Origin of the sequence: Ancylomarina longa, assembly GCF_003996985.1 — a bacterium.
In the GTDB taxonomy this organism is placed as follows: domain Bacteria; phylum Bacteroidota; class Bacteroidia; order Bacteroidales; family Marinifilaceae; genus Ancylomarina_A; species Ancylomarina_A longa.
Window position 1 is genome coordinate 1 of record NZ_RJJX01000198.1, and the last position, 500, is coordinate 500.

Genomic DNA, 500 nt, shown 5'->3' on the forward strand with positions numbered 1-500 from the left:
CCGCGCCTCCGTGTGAAATCAGTTCGCACCCATTCGGGATGCTCTATTTATCCAGTGAAAAATCAAAAGGGAGCTGTAATCAGGGAAAAAGGATTTAAAATTTTAATATCCCGAATCACTCGTAGACACTCGTTCGGCTACTGGAGAAAGTGTACTCACTACACTTTTTTCAAAAGCGGTGAGTTTTTCAGAATGCACGCTTACGCGTTTCTCAAGAAACAGACAAAAAAAAGCCCAACCGAAGTCAGGCTTAAAGGGGATTTTTTTAATGCGTTTTTTGCATGTGGGATCCAAAAGAATCTTTAACAGCCATCATTTCATCTGGAGTTAAATCACCCTCAACATTCAAACGTGTATTTTCTTCATCAACTGGCATGATAACCAGGTCGCACTCATATTTTTGATGAAGATCTGAACCAACATCATCCCAAAATGACTGAGGTAGGTGACTATGAACACGGCCAATATAAATATGAATAGAAGAAATCATTACGCAACCT

At 39.8% G+C, this 500-nt stretch carries 1 protein-coding gene; it reads right to left on the reverse strand.

The window, feature by feature from the left end:
* Positions 1-265: 265 nt before the first annotated feature.
* Positions 266-500, reverse strand: a 235-nt coding sequence (locus DLK05_RS17690) for a hypothetical protein (protein ID WP_209319961.1), incomplete at its 5' end; no start/stop codon positions are given.